Annotated in this window: 15 protein-coding genes and 1 pseudogene; 10 read left to right on the top strand and 6 right to left on the bottom strand. The window is 72.9% G+C overall.

Annotated features, from left to right (window positions below; translation table 11 throughout):
• Nucleotides 1-2,288 (top strand): bifunctional polysaccharide deacetylase/glycosyltransferase family 2 protein (locus F8279_RS23840; RefSeq protein WP_225853386.1); only part of this gene is annotated, 2,288 nt, incomplete at its 5' end.
• Between the two features lie 36 nt (nt 2,289-2,324).
• On the opposite strand, the gene F8279_RS23835 is transcribed toward F8279_RS23840, so the two are convergent.
• From F8279_RS23835 to F8279_RS23815, 5 genes are all read right to left on the bottom strand, one after another.
• On the bottom strand, nt 2,325-2,504 hold the full coding sequence (locus tag F8279_RS23835) for a DUF6104 family protein (RefSeq protein ID WP_091422365.1): 180 nt from the start codon (nt 2,502-2,504) through the stop codon (nt 2,325-2,327).
• Between the two features lie 66 nt (nt 2,505-2,570).
• Nucleotides 2,571-6,314 carry a multifunctional oxoglutarate decarboxylase/oxoglutarate dehydrogenase thiamine pyrophosphate-binding subunit/dihydrolipoyllysine-residue succinyltransferase subunit gene (locus F8279_RS23830; protein ID WP_091422369.1) on the bottom strand — a complete coding sequence of 1,248 codons (3,744 nt, stop codon included), beginning with the start codon at nt 6,312-6,314 and terminating at the stop codon, nt 2,571-2,573.
• 258 nt (nt 6,315-6,572) lie between these two features.
• Nucleotides 6,573-7,400: an ABC transporter permease gene (locus F8279_RS23825; RefSeq protein ID WP_091422372.1), complete on the bottom strand. Its 828-nt coding sequence runs from the start codon at nt 7,398-7,400 to the stop codon at nt 6,573-6,575.
• The gene (locus F8279_RS23820) at nt 7,397-8,335 is read right to left on the bottom strand and encodes an ABC transporter ATP-binding protein (protein WP_091423264.1); all 939 of its coding nucleotides are present in this window, start codon (nt 8,333-8,335) and stop codon (nt 7,397-7,399) included. Before F8279_RS23820 ends, F8279_RS23825 begins: the two co-directional genes overlap by 4 nt.
• Before the next feature lie 140 nt (nt 8,336-8,475).
• Entirely contained in the window at nt 8,476-9,132 is a 657-nt protein-coding gene (locus tag F8279_RS23815; protein WP_151501124.1) for a hypothetical protein, read from the bottom strand.
• A 173-nt stretch (nt 9,133-9,305) separates the two neighbouring features.
• Here F8279_RS23815 and F8279_RS23810 point away from each other — a divergent pair, with 173 nt between their 5' ends.
• From F8279_RS23810 to F8279_RS23770, 9 genes are all read left to right on the top strand, one after another.
• A complete protein-coding gene (locus F8279_RS23810; protein ID WP_151501123.1) occupies nt 9,306-10,082 on the top strand; it encodes a GNAT family N-acetyltransferase in 777 nt (258 codons plus the stop codon).
• Between the two features lie 38 nt (nt 10,083-10,120).
• Nucleotides 10,121-10,975, top strand: coding sequence for a 1-acyl-sn-glycerol-3-phosphate acyltransferase (locus tag F8279_RS23805; protein ID WP_192580757.1), 855 nt, complete (start codon nt 10,121-10,123; stop codon nt 10,973-10,975).
• A 122-nt stretch (nt 10,976-11,097) separates the two neighbouring features.
• Entirely contained in the window at nt 11,098-11,928 is an 831-nt protein-coding gene (locus F8279_RS23800) for a DUF4097 family beta strand repeat-containing protein (RefSeq protein WP_151501121.1), read from the top strand.
• A complete protein-coding gene (locus F8279_RS23795; RefSeq protein ID WP_091422387.1) occupies nt 11,925-12,545 on the top strand; it encodes a PadR family transcriptional regulator in 621 nt (206 codons plus the stop codon). Before F8279_RS23800 ends, F8279_RS23795 begins: the two co-directional genes overlap by 4 nt.
• Before the next feature lie 64 nt (nt 12,546-12,609).
• Nucleotides 12,610-13,311, top strand: a complete 702-nt coding sequence (locus tag F8279_RS23790; RefSeq protein ID WP_018784806.1) for a response regulator transcription factor — start codon at nt 12,610-12,612, stop codon at nt 13,309-13,311.
• The gene (locus tag F8279_RS23785) at nt 13,308-14,864 is read left to right on the top strand and encodes a cell wall metabolism sensor histidine kinase WalK (RefSeq protein ID WP_151501120.1); all 1,557 of its coding nucleotides are present in this window, start codon (nt 13,308-13,310) and stop codon (nt 14,862-14,864) included. The genes F8279_RS23790 and F8279_RS23785 overlap by 4 nt, the downstream gene beginning before the upstream one ends.
• A 62-nt stretch (nt 14,865-14,926) precedes the next feature.
• The gene (locus tag F8279_RS23780; protein WP_151501119.1) at nt 14,927-16,450 is read left to right on the top strand and encodes a S1C family serine protease; all 1,524 of its coding nucleotides are present in this window, start codon (nt 14,927-14,929) and stop codon (nt 16,448-16,450) included.
• Between the two features lie 135 nt (nt 16,451-16,585).
• Nucleotides 16,586-17,257, top strand: coding sequence for a BON domain-containing protein (locus F8279_RS23775; RefSeq protein WP_151501118.1), 672 nt, complete (start codon nt 16,586-16,588; stop codon nt 17,255-17,257).
• 136 nt (nt 17,258-17,393) lie between these two features.
• Nucleotides 17,394-18,455 (top strand): glycosyltransferase family 4 protein, encoded by a 1,062-nt coding sequence (locus F8279_RS23770; RefSeq protein ID WP_225853387.1) that lies wholly within the window; start codon nt 17,394-17,396, stop codon nt 18,453-18,455.
• Nucleotides 18,456-18,494: 39 nt separating this feature from the next.
• On the opposite strand, the pseudogene F8279_RS23765 reads toward F8279_RS23770, so the two are convergent.
• Nucleotides 18,495-18,970, bottom strand: a pseudogene (locus F8279_RS23765) (serine/threonine protein kinase); the annotation flags it as partial.

Below are 18,970 nucleotides of genomic sequence, written 5' to 3'. Positions count from 1 at the left end.
GCCCGTCGAACCGCGACCAGCCCACCGTCCCGCTGGACCCCCGCCGCGTGCACGCCCTCCGGCGGCCCTGGGCCGGACGGCAGCCGGACGAGGCCACCGTCGTCCTGGACGTCCGGCAGCTCCCCGGCGCGCGCCGGTCCCGCGGCCGGCGTCTGCTGCCCCGGCCGAGCTGGGCCCTGGTCGCCATGGTCGTGGTCGTCCTGGGCGGCCTGCTGGTCGTCGAGGCGTACACGAACGCCGCGTTCGTGCCCGACAACCGGGTGACGCCCGGCAGCCAGCGGGAGGTCCCCAGCTCGGTGATCGGAGGCGGCCCGATCGTCAACGTCGGCGCGGAGGGCCGCACCCAGTCGCACCGCCTGCCGCCGCGTACCGTCGCGCTCACCTTCGACGACGGACCCGACCCGCGGTGGACGCCGGAGGTGCTGCGCGTCCTGGACAAGTACCAGGTGAAGGGCACCTTCTTCGTCATCGGCTCGCAGGTCGTCCGCAACCCGGAGGTGACCCGCCGGCTGGTGGCCGAGGGACACGAGCTGGGCGTGCACACGTTCACCCACCCCGACCTCGCCGCGCTGCCGGAGTGGCGGCGCGAGCTGGAGTACGCGCAGACGCAGCTCGCCATCGCCAGCACCACGGGCGTCCGGCCGTCGCTGCTGCGGTTCCCGTACTCGTCCCGCGCCGACGCGTACACCGACCGGGACTGGCCGATGCTGCGGCAGGCGGGCGAGCTGGGCTACCTCACAGTCGTAAACGACGTCGACAGCCGGGACTGGGAGCTTCCGTCGGCCGAGGAGATGGTCGCCAACGCCACGCCCGACGGGACGGCCGGCACGATCGCGCTCTGGCACGACGCGGGCGGCGACCGGTCCGGCACCGTGGCCGCACTGGACCGGTACATCCCGGCGATGCTGGAACGCGGGTACCGCTTCACCACGGTCAGCGAAGGGCTCAACCACACGCTCGCGGCCGCCGGAGTGTCCGGCCCGGTGGGCGGGCAGACGGCGGCCTCGCTCGACGAGCGGTTGCGGGGCCACGTGCTGGTCGGCGCGGTACGCGTGGCCGACGGCATGTTCGGGGTGCTCGGCGTCTTCTTCGTGCTCGTCGGGGTGCTCACCGTCGGCCGGACCCTGCTGCTGTTCGTCCTGGCCACACGGCACGCGCGCCGTCGCCGTCGCCGCGACTGGTCCTGGGGGCCGCCGGTCACCGAACCGGTCTCGGTGATCGTGCCCGCGTACAACGAGCGGGAGGGCATCGCCGCGGCGGTCCGCTCGCTGGCCCTGGGCGACCATCCCGGCGGCATCGAGGTGGTGGTGGTCGACGACGGCTCGACCGACGGCACCGCCGACATCGTCGCGGCGCTGGGGCTGCCGAACGTCCGGGTCGTCCGCAAGCCCAACGGCGGCAAGCCGAGCGCCCTCAACACCGGCGTCGCGCTGGCCCGGCACGACCTCATCGTCATGGTCGACGGCGACACGATCTTCGAGCCGGACTCGGTCCGCCGGCTGGTCCAGCCCTTCGCCGACCCCCGGGTCGGCGTGGTCGCCGGCAACGTCAAGGTCGGCAACCGCCGCGGCCTGATCGCCAAGTGGCAGCACATCGAGTACGTCATCGGCTTCAACCTCGACCGCCGCCTCTACGAGACGCTGCGCTGCATGCCCACCGTCCCGGGCGCGATCGGCGCGTTCCGGCGTCAGGCGCTGGAGCAGGTGGGCGGCATGACCGACGACACGCTGGCGGAGGACACCGACGTCACCATCGCCATCGGCCGCGCCGGCTGGCACATCGTGTACGAGGAGAGCGCCCGCGCCTGGACCGAGGCGCCGACCACCATCGGCCAGTTGTGGAAGCAGCGGTACCGGTGGAGCTACGGCACCATGCAGGCGATGTGGAAGCACCGGCGCTCGGTGATCGACAGCGGCCCGTCGGGCCGGTTCGGGCGGCGGTGCCTGTCGTTCCTGACGCTCTTCGGTGTGCTGCTGCCGCTGGCCGCACCGGTGATCGATTTGCTCGCGATCTACGGGCTGATCTTCCTGGACCGCAGCGACACGGTGGTGGCCTGGCTGGCGATGCTCGCGCTCCAGCTCCTCACCGCGGTGCTGGCCTTCCGGCTGGACCGGGAGAAGCTCGGCGTGCTGTGGGTGCTGCCGTTGCAGCAGTTCGTCTACCGCCAGGTGATGTACCTGGTGCTGCTCCAGGCGGTCGGCACCGCGCTGACCGGCGGCCGGCTGGGCTGGCAGAAGCTGCGGCGTACCGGAGATCTCCAGGTGCTCGGGCGGGGCTCGACCGGCTGAGGCCCGGCCGCGCGGCGCGTCGGTCCGTCGCCCGGGTCAGTCGTCGTCCGGGTCGTCGAGACGGGCCAGCCAGGTGGCGAACCGCTCGATCGGGGTCTCGAACTCCGGGTTCAGGTCGACGAAGTCACGCAGCCGCTCGCCCAGCCACTCCATGCTGACCTGCTCGTCGCCACGGCGCTCGACCAGCTCCTCGATGCCACGGTCGGTGAAGTACACGGTGTTCCTCTCGTCGTCGTACGGCAGCGGCCCGCCCCGGGTCGGGACGGGCCGCTGCCGGTGGTGTCACGGGCGGGGGAGAGCCGCCTCGATCAGCGCGTTCTGCTCGACCTCGTGCATCTTCGCGGAGCCGACCGCCGGTGCGGCGGCGGCCGGGCGGGAGATGCGGCGCAGCCGGACCTCGGGCAGGTGCTCCAGCAGGTTGAGCGCGACGAACGACCAGGCGCCCTGGTTGGCCGGCTCCTCCTGGACCCAGGCGAAGTCCTCGGCGTTCGGGTACTGCGCCAGCGCGGCCCGGACCTCCTCGACGGGCAGCGGGTAGAGCTGCTCCATCCGGATGATCGCGGTGTCCGTGACGCCCCGCTCCTGCCGGGCCTGGAACAGGTCGTAGTAGACCTTGCCCGAGCAGAGCAGCACCCGCTTGACCTGCTCCGGCGCCGGAGCAGCGGTGTCGGCCAGCACCGGGGAGAACGTCCCGGTGGTGAAGTCCTCCACCGGCGACACGCAGAGCTTGTGCCGCAGCAGCGACTTCGGCGTGAACACCACCAGCGGCTTGCGCTTGGGCGACAGGGCCTGGCGGCGCAGCAGGTGGAAGTAGTTCGCCGGGGTGGTCGGGATGGACACCCGCATGTTGTCCTCGGCGCAGAGCTGGAGGAACCGCTCCGGGCGGCCGGAGGTGTGGTCCGGGCCCTGGCCCTCGTGGCCGTGCGGCAGCAGCAGGGTCACCGCGGATCGCTGACCCCACTTCACCTCGCCGGAGGAGATGAACTCGTCGATCACCGACTGGGCGCCGTTGACGAAGTCACCGAACTGGGCCTCCCAGGCCACCAGCGCGTTGATGTTCTCCACCGAGTAGCCGTACTCGAAGCCCATGGCCGCGTACTCGGAGAGCAGCGAGTCGTGGACGAAGAAGCGCGACCGCTCGCCGTCGGCGGTGAGCGACTTCAGCGGCAGGTAGTCCTCGCCGGTCTTGGAGTCGACCACCGAGGCGTGCCGCTGGACGAACGTGCCGCGGCGCGAGTCCTGCCCGGCGAGCCGGACGGTGACGCCGTCGTGCAGCAGCGAGCCGAACGCGATGATCTCGGCGAAGCCCCAGTCGATGCCGCCCTCGACGGACATCTTGCGGCGCCGCTCCAGCAGTTGCTGGATCCGCTTGTGCGGGGTGAAGCCCTCCGGCAGGTTGACGTGCGCCTCACCGACCGCCTTGACCACGGCGGCGTCGGTGGCGGTGTCGACCTGCGGCTCCGGCTCATCCTCCCGGGCCGGGCGGCTGAGCTGACGCGGCGCGGTCGCCGCGTCCCGGGTGGCCTTGAAGACCCGCTCCAGCTGCCCCTGGTAGTCGCGCAGCAGCTCCTCGGCGTCCTCGACGGTGATGTCGCCGCGCCCGATCAGCTCCTCGGTGTAGAGCTTGCGGACCGACCGCTTCGAGTCGATGATCTTGTACATCTCCGGGTTGGACATCGACGGGTCGTCGCCCTCGTTGTGCCCGCGCCGGCGGTAGCAGACCATGTCGATCACGACGTCCTTGTTGAACGCCTGCCGGTACTCGAACGCGAGCCGGGCCACCCGGACCACGGCCTCCGGGTCGTCGCCGTTCACGTGGAAGATCGGCGCCTGGATCATCCGGGCCACGTCGGTGCTGTAGAGGCTGGACCGGCTGTACTCCGGGGCGGTGGTGAAGCCGACCTGGTTGTTCACGACCACGTGCACGGTGCCGCCGGTGCGGTAGCCGCGCAGCTGGGAGAGGTTGAGCGTCTCGGCGACCACGCCCTGGCCGGCGAAGGCGGCGTCACCGTGCACCGCGAGCGGCAGCACGGTGTAGCCCTCCAGCTTGAGGTCGATGCGGTCCTGCTTGGCCCGGACGATGCCCTCCAGCACCGGGTCCACGGCCTCCAGGTGCGACGGGTTCGCCACCACCGACACCTTGACCGCGTGCTCGCCGTCCGGGGTGGTGAACTTGCCGTTCTGGCCGAGGTGGTACTTCACGTCGCCCGAGCCCTGCGTGGACCGCGGGTCGAGGTGCCCCTCGAACTCGGAGAAGATCTTCTCGTACGGCTTGCCGACGATGTTCGCCAGCACGTTGAGCCGGCCGCGGTGGGCCATGCCGATGACGACCTCGTCCAGCCCGGCCTCGGCGGAGCACTCCAACACCTCGCCGAGCAGCGGGATCAGCGACTCGCCGCCCTCCAGCGAGAAACGCTTCTGGCCGACGTACTTGGTCTGCAGGAACGTCTCGAACGCCTCGGCGGCGTTGAGCCGGTTCAGCACGTGCTTCTGCTCGTCGGAGCTGGGCTTCTCGTACTTGCGCTCGACCCGCTCCTGGATCCAGCGCCGCTCCTCCGGATCCTGGATGTGCATGTACTCGATGCCGACCCGGCGGCAGTACGAGTCACGCAGCACGCCGAGGATCGAGCGCAGCTTCATCCGCTGCTGGCCGGCGAAGCCGTTGACCGGGAAGACGCGGTCGAGGTCCCACAGCGTGAGCCCGTGCTGGAGCACGTCCAGGTCCGGGTGCTTGCGGATCTTGAACTCCAGCGGGTCGGTGTCGGCCATCAGGTGGCCGCGCACCCGGTACGCGTGGATCAGCTCGTGCACCCGCGCGGTCTTGTTGATCTGGCCCTCGCTGTCGACGGCCACGTCGCGCATCCAGCGCACCGGCTCGTACGGGATGCGCAGCGAGGTGAAGATGTCGTCGTAGAAGCCGCGCTCGCCGAGCAGCAGCTCGTGCATGACCTTCAGGAACTCGCCGGACTGCGCGCCCTGGATGATCCGGTGGTCGTAGGTGCTGGTCAGCGTGATGACCTTGCTGACCGCGTTCTCGGCCAGGGTGGCCTCGCTCATGCCCTGGTAGGGGGCCGGGTATTCCATCGCGCCGACGCCGATGATGGCGCTCTGCCCCTGCATCAGACGCGGGATCGAGTGCACCGTGCCGATGCCGCCCGGGTTGGTCAGCGAGATCGTGGTGCCGGAGTAGTCCTCCATGGTCAGCTCGTTGCGGCGGGCGCGCCGGACCACGTCCTCGTACGCCTGCCAGAACTGCCGGAAGTCCATCTGCTCGCAGCCCTTGATGGACGGCACCACCAGGTTGCGCGAGCCGTCCGGCTTGACCAGGTCGATCGCGATGCCCAGGTTGACGTGTTCCGGGCGGAGCATCGCCGGCTTGCCGTCGACCTCGGCGAAGGAGTTGTTCATCTCCGGGTGCTCGACGACCGCGCGGACGAGCGCGTACCCGATCAGGTGGGTGAAGCTGACCTTGCCGCCGCGACCGCGGGTCAGGTGGTTGTTGATCACGATGCGGTTGTCGACGAGCAGCTTGGCCGGGACGGAGCGCACGCTGGTGGCGGTCGGGACGGCGAGCGACGCGTCCATGTTCTGCACGATCTTGGCGGCGACGCCGCGCAGCGGCGTGGTGCCCGCGGCGCTCGCGGTCGGCGCCTTGGCGGCCGGCTTGGCCGGGGCGGACTTCTTGGCCGGCTCGGGCGCCTTCGCCGCCGGCTTGGCGGCGGGCTTGGCCGGGGCGGGCGCGGCCTTGGGGGCGGCCTTCGGCTCGGTCTTGGCGGGCTGCGCGGTGACAGTGGCCACCGCTTCCTGCTGCTCGGCCGGCTCCGGCTTCGCGGCCGGCTTGGCCTGCCCGTCCGGGCGCGGTGTGGCGGCGCCCGGGGCCGGCCGGTAGTCGGCGAAGAAGTCGTGCCAGGCCGAATCGACGCTCGAGGGGTCGGCGAGGTAGCGCTGGTACATCTCCTCGACGATCCACTCGTTCGGGCCGAAACCCGCCAGTGGGTTCTCCTGCGAAGTCTGCTGGGTCGACACGGCCGCTAATCGCCTCTTTCACGCGGTTGTGAATGTCACGGTGGCCCCCGGTGACCCCCGGTTGCCGACGCTGGGTAAACCGATGCCAAGGCTACGCCGTGCGCTGCGCGCAGGCATTCTCGCCTCCGGCTGGTGGTCCGTTTCACAGAAGATGCCAGAAGTTCGGCAAACGCTGCGTGATCCGCCGACTCCTGCTAGACGAGCAGGACCCCGGCCGACGACGTCCGTCATCGACCGGGGTCCGTTCCGACCGTGAGGTCAGGAGATGTCGCGCTTGCGGATCGTGGCGACGCCGATCGCGCCGGCCACCACCGCGTATCCGATCAGCACGAGGGCGCCGGCCCACTGCGGCGGGTTGCCCGGGATGTCGGTGTCGCCGCCCACCATGAGCCCGGAGGCGAGCGACGGGACCAGCAGCTGGAGCTTGTTGATCCAGTCGCCGTACCGCGCCGCGAGGAGGCTGAGGACGATGACCGCGCCGATCGCGCCGCCCAGGTAGAACAGGATGCCGGTCACCGTGGCCCCGATCTGGCTGCGGATCAGCACGCCGAGCCCGACGCCGAGTACCGACCAGAGCAGGTAGGCCAGGCCGTTGAGCGCGATCGCCCGCCAGACGGCGCCGCTGCCGAGCTGCGAGCCGACGTCCACCGAGTTGAGGATCACCGGCGAGATGATCAGGTTCAGCACGGTGGTGACGAGCCAGAACAGCAGCGCGAGCACGCCGGCCGCGGCCAGCTTGGCCAGCATCACCGCGGTGCGGTGCGGCGCCGTGAGGAACGTGGTGGTCACCGTCTGGTGGAAGAACTCGCTGGTCACCACCACGATGCCCAGCAGCAGCACGATGAGCAGCCCGAAGAACTGGCCGTTGGTGTAGAGGTTGGCCGCCAGGTTGTCGGCGGCCGAGATGGCCTGCAACTGGTCGGACTGGTCGGCCGGCACCTCGCCGAAGTCCCCGCCGGCCAGCGCATCGGTCTGCAACCAGTTGAAGAACAGCGTGAGCGCCCACAGCGCCAGGCTGATCAACCCGAAGATCCACCAGGTGCTGGTGGTACGGATCTTGAGCAGTTCGGATCGGACAAGCGTCATCGGATCTCCGCCTTTCCGGCCGTCAGCTCCAGGAAGACCCCTTCGAGGTCGGGGCGCTCGGTGGTCAGCTCGTGCAGCTCGACCTTGGCGGCCAGCGCGACCCGGCCCACCGTCGGCGCGTCCACGCCGGTCACCAGCAGCGCGCCGTGCGGGTCGGTGTCGACGGTGGCCGACTGCTCGCGCAGCGCCGCGGCCAGGTCGTCGGCCTGCGGGGTACGCACCCGCACCTGCACGTCGTGCGTCATCGAAGCCATCACCTGGTCGACCGGACCCTGCCGGACCAGCTTGCCGGCCGCGATGATCACCACGTCGTCGGCGAGCAGCTGCATCTCGGAGAGCAGGTGGCTGGAGACCAGCACCGTACGTCCCTCGGCGGCCAGCCCCTTGAGGAAGCCGCGCATCCAGCGGATGCCCTCCGGGTCCAGGCCGTTGGCCGGCTCGTCCAGGATCAGCACCTGCGGGTTGCCGAGCATCGCGGCCGCGATGCCGAGCCGCTGCTTCATACCCAGCGAGTAGCCCTTGAACTTGCGCTTCGCCGCGGGCGAGAGCCCGACCAGGGCGAGCGCCTCGTCGGCGCGCTCCTTCGGCAGGCCCGCCGCCGCGCAGATCACCCGCAGGTGGTTGATGCCGGTGCGGCCCTTGTGCGCGCTGGACGCCTCCAGCACCGCGCCGACCGTACGCAGCGGGTCGGTCAGGTCGGCGTACCGGCTGCCGCCGATGGTGGCCGTGCCGGCGCTCGGCGTCACCAGGTTGAGCAGCATGCGCAGCGTGGTCGTCTTACCGGCGCCGTTGGGGCCGAGGAAGCCGGTGACCCGGCCCGGCTCGACCGTGAACGACAGGTTGTCCACCGCGCGGACGGTCTTGTATTGCTTGGTCAGGCCGGACACGATGATCTGGCCGGTCCCGGCACTGGGGCGTGGCTGCCCGTCGGACATCATTCTCCTCTCCTGCCCCGGCGGGCTCGACGCGCGCCGGTGGGGGCGCCGTTGCGGGGCGCCCCGCAACAGCCTTCCAACCCGGCGCAAGGGGGTCAATCAGGCGGGACGCGTACGCGCCGTCCTCCTCAGGGAGGAGATCAGGCCGTCGGCAGCGCCACCCAGGTGGCCCGGGCGCGGCCGAGCAGCGCGCCGTCCGAACCGTACAGGCTGGTGTGCACCTCGGCCCTGCGTCCCTCGCCGCCGACCGCGAGGCCGGTCACCACGCACTCGTCGCCGGGCCGAGGCAGCGCCGTGACCTGCGCGGCGATCCGCCCCAGCACGTACGGCCGGCCGGGTGCCAGCACCGCCCAGCCGCCCGGGCAGTCCAGCGCCGCCCACACCGTCGCGGGCACCACAGCGGCCGGCGCACGGAACGGCGCGGCGGTCCGCCCGTCCGGCAGCCGTCCGGGGAAGATCCGCAGCCCGTCCGGGTTCGCCGGACCGCAGACGTAGCAGCGGGGGAACGGGTGGTCGACCAGGCCGGGGTACGCCCGCGCGGCCTCGGCCGCCGTCGTCAGGTCCACCGGCGGCACCATCGCGTCGAGCGGCTCGACCCGGCGTACCTGGGCGATCAGGTGGCCGTCCGGATCGCGTACCTCGCCGTCGGCGGCGGCCAGCGGGGTGTCCAGCGGTGGCGGCCGGCGCAACGTGACCTCCACCGGGCCCCGGTCGTCGATCAGCGCGGCGAAGATCCCGGCGCTCCAGCCTCCGTTGCCGGAGCCGTCCGGCCCCTGGAAGCGGGCCTCGACCAGCATGTGCACCTCCGGGTTCAGCTCCGCCGGCGCCGTCGCGGGCGGTCCGCCCGGCAGCCTCGCACACGCCGTCCCGCCCCGGTCGTCCCGGTTCGCACGCCGCCGCCGGCCGGCGTTCACCGGATCGACACCCCTCATCCCGTCCGGTGGCAACCCGCGGCACCTACACAGGAGCCATGGCCGTTCTGCACGCCGCTGGCGCACCGCTCACGACCAGCGGTTACACCCTGCTGATCGCCGACGACCCGACTCTGGTCGCGGCCGCGCAACGCCTGCGCCACGAGGTGTTCGCCGGCGAACTCGGAGCCACGGTGCCGACCGCCGCCACCGGGCTCGACACCGACGAGTTCGACGCGCACTGCGACCACCTGGTGGTGGTGCGCGAGGGCACCGGCGAGGTCGTCGGCACGTACCGGCTGCTGCCGCCCGGCCGCACCGACCGCCGGTACGCCGACGCCGAGTTCGACCTGGGCCCGCTGGCCCCGCTCCGCGACCAGTTGGTCGAGGCGGGCCGCTCCTGCGTCCACCCGGACCACCGCACCGGCGCCGTGATCAACCTCATGTGGGCCGGGATCTGCCGTTACCTGCACCTGCGCGGTGCCCGGTGGCTCGGTGGCTGCGCCTCGGTGCCGGTCGCCGACGGCGGGACCGCCGCCGCGCAGGTGTGGGCCGAGGTCACCGCCCGGCACCTCGCCCCGCCGCTGCTTCGGGTCACCCCGCGCCGGCCCTGGTTCGCCGAGGCGCAGGCCGCCGACCTCGCCGCGCTCACCCCGGCGCAACGCCGGGCGCTCGTGCCGCCGCTGCTGCGCGGCTACCTGCGGCTCGGCGCCTGGGTGGCCGGGGAGCCGGCGTACGACAGGGACTTCGGCTGCGCCGACTTCTACGTGCTGTTCTCGCTGGACCGGATGAACCCGCGCTATCTGCGGCACTTCCTCGGCGAGGCCGGGTCGTGACCGCCGCCGCTGTTCCCGGGCTCGGCGCGGACCTGGGCGTGGGCGTCGAGGGGGAGGGCCTGTGGCGGCCCACCTCGGGCTGCGGGCCGTACTGCCTGCCGCCGCCGGCCGCCCCGGACGTGTCGCGGCTGCGCCGGGCGGGACGGCTGCTGGGCGTACTCGGCATGTTGCCGGCCGGGGTGGGCCTGGCCGTGCTGCTGCCGCTGCTGCCCGCCGGCCGGGGCCAGGCCGCGTTGCGCGGCTGGGCACTGTGGACGCTGCGTGCCCTCGGGATCCGGTTGCTGGTCGGAGGACGGGCGCCGCGCGGGCGCGCGCTGCTGGTCGCCAACCACGTCTCCTGGCTGGACATCCTGGCGGTGCTGGCCGTGTCACCGGCCCGGATGGTGGCGAAGCGTGAGGTCCGGAGCTGGCCGTTGGTGGGCGCGCTGGCCGCCTCGGCGGGCACCGTCTTCGTGGACCGGTCCCGGCCGCGTGACCTGCCGGCCACCGTCGCGCGGGTGGCCGGCGCGCTGCGGTCCGGCCGGTCGGTGGCGGTGTTCCCGGAGGGTACGACCTGGTGCGGCGCCGCGACGGACTGCCGGCCGGGCCGCGGCTTCCGCCCGGCGATGTTCGAGGCCGCCGTGGCGGCGGGCGCGCCGGTGGTGCCGTTGCGCATCGGCTACCGGTACGCGGGCGACCCGAGCACGCTGCCCGCCTTCCTGGGTGAGGAGACGCTCTGGGCCTCGGTACGCCGGGTGCTCGCCGCCCGGGACCTGACCGTGTCGGTGACGGTGAGCGCCGCGCTGCACCCGGCAGAGGGTGCGGACCGCAGGGCGCTGGCCCGGATCGCCGAGGCCGCGATCCACCCGACTCCTCGTCCCGTGCTCGCGACCCGGCTCTACCTGGCGGCCTGACCCGCCGGGCCGGAGACGCGACATAGTCGCGATAGTGTCTTGTTCAGTCGCGATGTATCGCGTTATGCTCCTCGCAACACCTGGCGCGCCGTCGATCGGCCCGCCGACGAGGGGAGCGTGTCATGGCCAGTTGGACGGTCGACAACCCGCAGCGGATCACGCTGGACGAGCCGATCACCCGGGTCGACGCCGAGCTGATCAGCGGTCGGCTCAACGTGGTCGGCGCCGACGGTCCGGCCCGGGTCGACGTGACCCGGATCAGCAACAGGCCGCTCCTCGTCGAGGTGCGCGACGGGCGGCTGACGATCCGGCACAAGCGCAAGCCCGGCCTGCTCGGCATCTTCTCCTGGTTCGGCAACCGGATCCGGGCCGAGGTGTCGGTCGCCGTTCCGCCGGACGTGCTCGCCACCCTGTCGGTGGTCAGCGGCGCGCTCGTCGCCTCCGGGCTGCGCCGGGAGACCCGGGTCGACGTCACCTCCGGCCAGGTCACGCTGCGCGGGCTGCGGGGGCGCACCAGCGCGAAGGTCATCTCCGGGCCGGTCGAGGCGCTCGGCATCGGCGGCGACCTGGACCTGGAGACGGTGTCCGGCGAGCTGATCCTGGCCGACAGCGCGCCCGAGCGGGTCCGCGCCCACGCCGTCTCCGGCTCGATCACCTGCGACCTGGACAACCCGCGCGGCAGCGAGATCCGGCTCAGTGCCATCTCCGGCAGCATCACCGTGCGGGTCCGCGAGGACAGCGACCTCACGGTGCACCTGCACACCACCTCGGGCAAGATCACCAGCGGCTTCCCGCAGGTGGACAGCGGTGGGCGCGGCCTGGGCTCGATCAAGGACAGCCACGGTGTGCTCGGCGGGGGTGCGGGTAGGCTCTGGGCCTCCGCGACCTCCGGCAGCATCGCGCTGCTCGCCCGCCCGGTCGCGCCCGCCGACCATGTGGAGGACGTGCCGTGACCGCCGTGTTCAGCCACGGCCGGCTCCGGCTCTACCTGCTGAAGCTGCTCGACGACGGCCCGAAGCACGGCTACGAGCTGATCCGTCTGCTGGAGGAGCGCTTCCTCGGCCTGTACGCGCCCAGCGCCGGCACCATCTACCCGCGCCTGCAACGGCTGGAGGCCGAAGGGCTGGTCACCCACACCGCCGCGGGCGGGCGCAAGGTCTACGAGATCACCGAGGCGGGCCGCGCCGAACTGCGGCAGCGCGCCGACGAGCTGTCGACGCTGGAGAGCGACATCGGCGCCGCCGTCGAGGATCTGTCCGCGCTGGCCGGGGAGATCCGCACCGAGGTACGCGGATCGGTGCGCGACCTGAAGCGGGAGCTGCGCGAGGTGGCCCGGCAGACCCGGCAGGGCGGCTGGACGGCGTCCGCCGGCGCCCGGCCGGCGGGCGACGGGGGATCGGCCCGCCCGGACGACTCGCCGCTGCTCGCCGACTTCGACCAGCGGTTGGCCGCGTTCACCGTCGAGGTCGGGGCGCTGGTCCGGGCCCGGCGGCTCAGCGACAACCAGCTCCGTACCGCGATCCGGCTGCTCGACGGCGCGCTGGAAGGGCTGCGGCGGCTGCTCCGCTGATCTCACAGGTTGTTTCCAGCCGGCACCCAGCGCGACCGCAGCCGGAGCGCGGATGATGGGTCGCATGGCGGCTACCCAGACCGAGGCCCGGCTTCTCGTCGTCGAGGACGACCCCAACATCCTCGAACTTCTCTCCGCGAGCCTGCGCTTCGCGGGCTTCGACGTGGCGACCGCGACCAGCGGCAGCGCCGCCCTGAACGCCGCCAAGGACCACCGGCCCGACCTGGTGGTGCTCGACGTGATGCTGCCCGACCTGGACGGCTTCGAGGTCATCCGGATGCTGCGCGAGGGCGGTACCCGTACCCCGGTGGTCTTCCTGACCGCGCGCGACGCCACCGACGACAAGATCCGTGGGCTCACCCTGGGCGGCGACGACTACGTCACCAAGCCGTTCAGCCTGGAGGAGCTGACCGCCCGGATCCGGGCGGTGCTGCGGCGTACCGCTACCGGCGAGCAGACCCCGTCCCGCCTCACCTTCGCCGACCTGGAGCTGGACGAGGAGACGCACGAGGTGCACCGGGCCGGCCAGCGCGTGCAGCTGTCGCCGACCGAGTTCAAGCTGCTGCGCTACCTGATGCTCAACGCCAACCGGGTGCTCAGCAAGGCGCAGATCCTCGACCACGTCTGGAACTACGACTTCCGCGGTGACGACAACATCGTCGAGTCGTACATCTCGTACCTGCGGCGCAAGGTCGACAACACCCAGCCCCGCCTGATCCACACGCTCAGGGGAGTGGGATACGTGCTACGCAAGCCGGCGGCGTGAACGTCGTCCACGACGCGAAGGGCAGGCTGCGCAGCGTCCCGCTCCGGCTGAAGCTCGTCGCCGCCGTCCTCGCGCTCGTGGCTGTGGCGCTCGTCGTGATCAGCGGCCTGACGGCGTTCCTGCTGCGCAACTATCTGATCGGGCAGGCGGACGACCAGCTCCGCGGCGGCGCGTACACGGTGGCCAACACGCTCGACAAGGCCGGCGGCGGCCCAATCAAGATCACCATTCCGTCGGACTACGTGGCGTCCGTCATGGCGCCCGGCGAGTTGCCGGAGGAGCCGACGCGCTACGAGGGCCTGCGCGAAGAGGAACTGCCCCGCTTCCCCTCCGAATTCGCGGGCTACCAGGATCGGGTGGGCAAGCCGTTCACCGTCCGCTCCGAGGACGGCCGCAGCAGGTGGCGGATGCTCTACACCGCCCTGCCCGACGGGCGGATCATCGCGCTCGGGCAGCACCTCACCGGCGTCGACTCCGCGGTCGGGCGGCTGGTGTGGATAGACCTCCTGGTCGGGGGCGCGGTGCTGATCTCGCTGGCGTCCGTCGGCGCCGGGATCGTCCGTACCAGCCTGAAGCCGCTGGTGGAGATAGAGCGTACGGCGGCGGCCATCGCCGGCGGTGACCTGACCCGGCGGGTGCCCGACCCGGAGGAGGGGCGGTCGTGCCCGACCTCGGAGCTGGGCCGCCTGTCCCGGGCGCTGAACGCCATGCTGGCGCAGATCGAGGCCGCGTTCACCGCGCGGGCCGCCTCCGAGGCGGCGGCGCGCAGCGCCGAGATGGGCGCACGGGACGCCGCCGCGTACGCGCAGGCGTCGGAGGCGCGGGCCCGCCGGTCCGAGGAGCGGATGCGGCAGTTCATCGCGGACGCCTCGCACGAGCTGCGCACGCCGCTGACCACCATCAGAGGCTTCGCCGAGCTGTACCGGCAGGGCGCGGCCCGCGCGCCGGAGCAGACCGCGGACCTGCTGCGCCGCATCGAGGACGAGGCGTCCCGGATGGGTCTGCTGGTGGAGGACCTGCTGCTGCTGGCCCGGATGGACCGGGAACGGCCGATCGCGTTGAGCCCGGTCGAGCTGCCGGTGCTGGCGTCCGACGCGGTGGAGGCGGCCCGGGTGGTCGACCCGGACCGGCGGATCGAGCTGGAGCGGGAGCCGGGCTCCGGCCCGCTGGTGGTGCTCGGCGACGACGCCCGGCTGCGCCAGGTGATCGGCAACCTGATGACGAACGCGCTCACCCACACCCCGTCCGACGCCTCGGTGACGCTGCGGCTGCGGGCGGAGGCGGGCAACCTCGCCGTGGTGGAGGTGGCGGACACCGGTCCGGGCCTCACCCCGGAGCAGGCCGAGCGCGTCTTCGAGCGGTTCTACCGGGTGGACGCGGCGCGTACCCGCCGGGCCGGCGGACCGATCAGCACCGGCCTCGGCCTGGCCATCGTGGCCGCGCTCGTCGCCGCGCACCACGGCACGGTCGAGGTGGCGGAGACGCCGGGCGGCGGGGCGACGTTCCGGGTGAAGCTGCCGCTGCTGCCCGAGGCGCCCGAGCCGGGCGAGTGACATTCAGAAAACTTCCAGGCGGATTCCAGGCTGGTGACAGTGCTACGGGGAAAGCTGGTGACATGACCGACCACGAGACCGATCCGCAGCGGTCGCCGGCCCCCGCCGACGCCGAGCCGTCGCACCACACCGCCGAGCTGCCCCGCGTCGAGAGCGGGACGTCGGACTCCTCCACCACCCCGGCCGCGGCGTCGGTTCCGGCCGACTCCCCGGCCGCCGGAACCAGCACGCCCGCCGGACACACGAACCCGGCGGAGAGCGCCGGCAACGCCGCGCCCGCCGGGCCGTACCCGCCGCAGCCGGCGACGCCGTCCGCGCCGCCGTACCCGGCCTCGGGGCAGCCGCAGCAGCCCCACCCGTGGTACGGGCAGCAGCACCAGCAGGGCGGCTGGAACCAGCAGGCCGCCGGCGGCTACCCGTCCACACAGCACGGCGGCCCGGTGCCGTCGTACCAGGCACAGCCGTACCAGACGCAGCAGGGCTACCAGCCCTACCAGCCCGGGCAGCCGATGCCGCAGTGGGGCCCGCAGCAGCCGGCCCGCCCCAGCCGTGCCGGGAAGTTCGTCGGCGCGGGCGCGCTGGCACTGGTCCTGATGCTCGGCTCCGGCGCAGCCGGCGGCGCGCTCGCCCTCGCGCTCGACGAGGGCGGCCCCACCCGCACCCACTCCTCCGCCCCGGTCATCAACAGCGCCGACCTGCCCAAGATCGCGGCCTCCGTCCAGGACAGCATCGTCACGATCATGACGAACAGCGGTGAGGGTTCCGGGGTGATCCTCAGCGCCGACGGGTTCGTGCTCACCAACAACCACGTCGTCGCCGGCGCGGGTGGCGACACCGTGCGGGTGGTCTTCGCCGACGGCAAGAGCGCCTCCGCGAAGATCGTCGGCACCGACCCGAAGACCGACCTCGCGGTGGTCCGGGCCGGCGGCATGAGCGACCTGAAGGCGGCCAAGTTCGGCGACAGCGACGCCATGCAGGTCGGTGACCAGGTGCTCGCCCTGGGCAGCCCGCTCGGCCTCCAGGGCTCGGTCACCGCCGGCATCCTCAGCGCCCGCGACCGCACCATCCAGGCGGGGGAGGGTGGCCAGCAGAACCCGCAGCAGGGCGCCAGCTCGATCTCCGGCCTGCTCCAGACCGACGCCCCGATCAACCCGGGCAACTCCGGCGGCGCGCTCGTCAACACCCGGGGCGAGGTGATCGGCATCAACACCGCCATCGCCACCGCCGGGCAGGGCAGCACCGGAAACATCGGCGTCGGCTTCGCCATCCCGAGCAACAAGGCCAAGGACGTGGCCGAGAAGCTCCAGCGCGGCGAGAAGATCAGCCACCCGTCGCTCGGGGTGAGCGTGAACGGCGCCGAGGACGGTGGGGCGCTGGTCGCCGCCGTCACGCCCGGCAGCCCCGCCGAGAAGGCCGGGATCCAGCGCGGCGATGTGATCACCAAGTTCGGCGGCAAGGTGATCAACGACTCGAACGACCTGGTCGGCGCCGTGCAGGCCGGCAAGGTCGGTGACCGGGTCGAGGTGCAGTACAAGCGAAACGGATCCACCGAGAACGCAACCGTGACGCTCGCCGAGACGTCATAGTCCCGAGGACCTGCCTCCCTCCTGGGCGGCGGGTGACGGAGCCAAGGGGGTTGGCTCCGTCACCCGCCGCCCCTCCTCGTTTCTCACCCGGTACGGGTGAGCGCGCCTCACCCGTACCGGCGGCACGCTCGGGACATGACCACCACGTCCGCCGTGCGTACCGACCAGGAGATCCAGCGCGACGTCCTCGCCGAACTGGACTGGGACGCGCAGACCCGGGCCACCGAGGTCGGCGTGACGGTCTCGCAGGGCGTCGTCACCCTCACCGGGCAGGTGGACAGCTACGCCCGGCGGTGGGCCGTCGAGCGATGCGCCCACCGGGTACGCGGCGTACGGGCGGTCGCCAGTGACCTGGCGGTCGACCTACCCGCCACGGACCTGCGTACCGACGCCGACATCGCGATCGCGGCGAGCCGGGCACTGGAGTGGGACAGCTTCGTGCCCGCCGAGCGGCTGGACGTCACGGTGGCCGACGGCTGGGTGATGCTCCGCGGCGAGGTCGAGTTCGGCTTCCAGCGCCGTACCGCCGAACGGGAGCTGCGCCGGCTGCGCGGCGTACGCGGGGTGACGAACCTGGTCGAGGTGCGGCCACCGACCCCGCCGAGCGACGAGCAGAAGCGGCTCGACCTGCGCCGCCTGCTGCTACGGCGTACCGGAACCGAGCGGATCGACGCCCGGGTCGACGGCGACACGGTGGTGCTCGACGGCGTGGTGAGCGCCTGGTGGCAGCGGGAGGACGCGGAACGGGCCGCCTGGGCACTGCCCGGCGTACGGGAGGTGCACGTCGGGATCGTGGTGGCCGGCTGACCGGCTGTCGTTTACCGCGGGCCGGGTCGGGAACCCGCGCCCAGCGGGGTACGCCGGGGACCGACGGGGAGGACTCGTGGCCGTGAACCAGCAGTCCTCGGAGCGCGCGGGGGCCGGCGGTCCGTTGCGGATCGCCATGGTGGTGCCGCCGTGGCTGACCGTGCCGCCGCCCGGCTACGGCGGGCTGGAGACGGTGGTGGCGGGCCTCGTCGACGCGCTCGTCGACCGGGGGCACAGCGTCACGCTGTTCGGTGCCGGCACCGAGCACGGCACCGCCGCCGACTTCGTCTCCACCTGCGACGACCTCCAGTACGAGCGGATGGGCGAGTCGCTGCCCGAACTGGCGCACCTGGCCCACGTGGACCGCCTGGTCGACCCGGCCGACTTCGACCTGATCCACGACCACACCACGATCGGCCCGATGGTGGCCGGCCGCCGCCGGGTACCCACAGTGGCCACCGTGCACGGCAACCCGGTCGGCGAGTACGGCACGGTGCTCGGCAACACCGACCGTGGGGTGGGCCTGGTCGCGATCTCGCACGCCCAGCGCCGGGCGAACCCGGGGCTGCCCTGGGCCGGCACCGTGCACAACGCGATGCCCCTGCGCGACATCCCGCGCAAGCGCAGCCCGGGTGCGGGCCCGGTGCTCTGGCTGGCCCGGTTCAGCCCGGACAAGGGCCCGGACGTGGCGATCGCGGCCTGCCGGGCGGCCGGGCTGCCGCTCACGCTCGCGGGCAAGTGCAACGAGCCGGCCGAGCGCCGCTACCTGGAGCAGGTGGTCCGGCCGCTGCTCGGCGACGACGTGACGCCCGTGGTGAACGCCGACCGGGCGACCGCGCTGCGGCTGCTGCTGGACGCCCGCTGCCTGATCATGCCGATCCAGTGGGCGGAGCCGTTCGGCATGGTGATGGTGGAGGCGATGGCGACGGGTACGCCGGTGGTGGCGCTGGGCCGGGGCGCGGTGCCGGAGCTGGTCCGTGACGGGGTCACGGGTTTCGTCTGCGACCACCCGGGCGAGCTGCCGGCGGCGTTGCGGGCGGCGGCGGAGCTGGACCCGGCGGACTGCGTGGCGCACGTGGCGGAGAACTTCTCGGTGGAGCGGATGGTCGCCGACTACGAGGCGGTCTACCGGGGCTTCCTGGCCGCGCGGGCGCCCGCACGGCCGGCCCGGGCGGTGGTGCCCGCCGTCGCCGGCTGACCCGTCCGGCGGGGCCAGACCGTCGCCCGCTGACCCCCGTCAGGTCTGCCCGGCCACGAGCTCCGCCGCCGCGGCGTCGAGTCGCCGCGCGTACCCGGGGCTGATGCTGCCCTCGCGGCGGCGCTCGTCGATCTTGCCGCGGAGCCGGTCCACGGCGGCGGTCACCTCGGTCCCGCCGTTCGCGGCGACCGCGTTACGCAGCAGGTTGCGCAGGTCCACCCCGACGTCCTCGCGGATCTGGCCCTCGGTCAGCCCGGCCTCGATCAGCCCGTCCACCCGTTCGGCGGCGTCGGCCTGACCGGCGGCCGGCGGGCGGGCGCCGCCGGTCGACGGCGGAGTCGTCGGCGCGGCCGGCGGCGTGGTGGCCGGCGCCTCGGTCACCGGCGGTTCGGCGGGCGACGGCTGTACCGGCCCGGCGGTCGGCAGCACCCGGGGGTCGGCGGGCCGGTCCGGTGTCAGCGGGGGCACCAGCAGCGCCGCCGCGGCGACCACTGTCACGCCGACGGCCGCCAGCG

It is taken from the genome of Micromonospora sp. AMSO1212t (assembly GCF_008868145.1).
Classification (GTDB): domain Bacteria; phylum Actinomycetota; class Actinomycetes; order Mycobacteriales; family Micromonosporaceae; genus Micromonospora; species Micromonospora tulbaghiae.
This window is presented reverse-complemented; position numbering and strand designations above follow the sequence as displayed.